We start from the raw sequence: 1,832 nt of genomic DNA, 5'->3' as shown, positions 1-1,832 counted from the left end.
CGCCTTCAGGCGGGGAGGGAATCCGATCCTGAGCAGTGCGGCGCGGAGCGCCGCAGCATCGCTCCGAAGTGCTCCACCAGCGGCCCGCACTTTGTCGGGCCGCTGGTGATTTTCGATGTAGTCCTTGACCACCTGGAGTGGTGTGCCGCCACAGGAGCCTGCGAAGTAGGAGCTGGACCGGAAGCGGCTGTGCGTGATCGCCCGGTTCACGCGGCCGGTGAACTCTCCCCCGGTCTTCGACCGGGAGGTACCCCCAGCCGCAGCCGGCGGGAGCTGACTTTCTTGAGTGAGTTGACCAGGTTTCGACAGGGCGGCCTTCGGCGGGTAGTGCACCAACAGGTGCACGTGATCTTCTTCGCCGTTGAACTCGATCAGGTGGGTCTCGAAGTCTTCGCAGACCTTGCGCATGATCTCTTCGCAGCGCGTGAGCATCGCGTCGTTGAAGACGTTCCGCCGGTACCTGGTGACGAACACCAAGTGAGCATGCAGGTTGGAGACAACGTGACGGCCACGCCGTACATCGGGGTTTGGTTCCCAGCGGGGTGACAGAAGCCAAGGTTATGATCTTGGCTTTCCTGCATCGAAGGGGGGTGGGCCGGATGATCCGTGCGTACAGGTTCCTCATGCGGCCCACCGTGGGCCAGCAAGCCGCGTTATCGGCGATGCTCCGTGATCACTGCGCTCTCTACAACGCCGCGTTACAGGAGCGCCGGGACGCCTTCCGGCACGCCTCGAAGACGACCGTGCGGTACGGACAGCAGTCCGCCCAGCTCAAGGACATCCGCGCCGTCGACCCGGACCAGGCCCGCTGGTCGTTCAGCTCTCAGCAGGCGACCTTGCGACGCCTGGACAAGGCGTTCGCCGCGTTCTTCCGCCGGATCAAGACCGGGGAGAGGCCTGGCTATCCGCGCTTCCGCCCGGGTAAGAGGTTCGACACCGTGGACTTCCCGAAGGACGGGGACGGCTGCCGCTGGGATGCCACCCCGCACGACCCCACCACCCGCGTACGACTGCAAGGTGTCGGGCACGTCAGGGTGCACCGGCACCGGCCGGTGGTCGGCAAGGTCAAGACGATCTCGGTCAAGCGCGAAGGCCGCCGCTGGTACGTCATCCTCACCGCCGAGCAGACCCAGCCCGAACCGATGGCCCCCACCGGCAGTGCGGTCGGCATCGACATGGGTATCGCCAACTTCCTTGCCGACTCAAACGGCGGGTTCGTTGAGAACCCCCGGCACGGAGCGCAGGCCGCCGCCAGGCTGGAAGAGGCCCAGCAGGCGCTCTCCCGGTGCAAGCGCGGCTCCAAACGGCGCCAAAAGGCCGTGGAAACAGTGGCCCGGCTGCACCGCAAGGTGCGCCGCCAGCGCCTGGACCACGCGCACAAGACCGCGCTGAACCTGGCGCGTGAGCACGACTTCATCACGCACGAAGACCTCACGATCCGCAACATGAGCATGGCCCCCGAGCCGAAACCGGACCCCGACAAGCCGGGCAACTTCCTGCCCAACGGGGCCGCTTCCAAGGCGGGGCTGAACCGCTCGATAGCTGATGTCGGATGGGGGGTGTTCCTCGCGATCTTGACCGCCAAGGCGGAAGGTGCCGGACGGGAAGTGATGGCGGTGGACCCCCGCAACACCTCCCGGCGGTGCCCCGAGTGCGGGCACACCGCCAAGGAGAACCGGCCCACACAGGAGAAGTTCCACTGCCTCTCGTGCGGCCACAACGCGCACGCCGACACGGTGGCCGCCCTGAATGTTCTACGGGCCGGGCTGGCCCGTCGCGAAGCCCAACCGGCATAGCGAGAAGCCACCCCGTTTACGGGGTGGAGGAGTCAC

General features: G+C 66.5%; 2 protein-coding genes. One reads left to right on the top strand and one right to left on the bottom strand.

All coding sequences use genetic code 11. From position 1 onward, the window contains the following. Positions 1-474 (bottom strand): IS200/IS605 family transposase (gene tnpA / locus ACFYXB_RS45925; protein ID WP_389591464.1); only part of this gene is annotated, 474 nt, incomplete at its 3' end. 125 nt (positions 475-599) lie between these two features. Between tnpA and ACFYXB_RS45920 the strand changes: the two genes are divergently transcribed. Next, positions 600-1,796 (top strand): RNA-guided endonuclease InsQ/TnpB family protein, encoded by a 1,197-nt coding sequence (locus tag ACFYXB_RS45920; protein ID WP_389591462.1) that lies wholly within the window; start codon positions 600-602, stop codon positions 1,794-1,796. Positions 1,797-1,832: the final 36 nt, after the last annotated feature.

Source organism: Streptomyces sp. NPDC002619 (assembly GCF_042889305.1).
Lineage (GTDB): Bacteria > Actinomycetota > Actinomycetes > Streptomycetales > Streptomycetaceae > Streptomyces.
This window is presented reverse-complemented; position numbering and strand designations above follow the sequence as displayed.

Excerpts from the sequence above, each read along its gene's own strand:
- ACFYXB_RS45920 (WP_389591462.1), top strand. The coding sequence starts at position 600 with ATGATCCGTGCGTACAGGTTCCTCATGCGGCCCACCGTGGGCCAGCAA.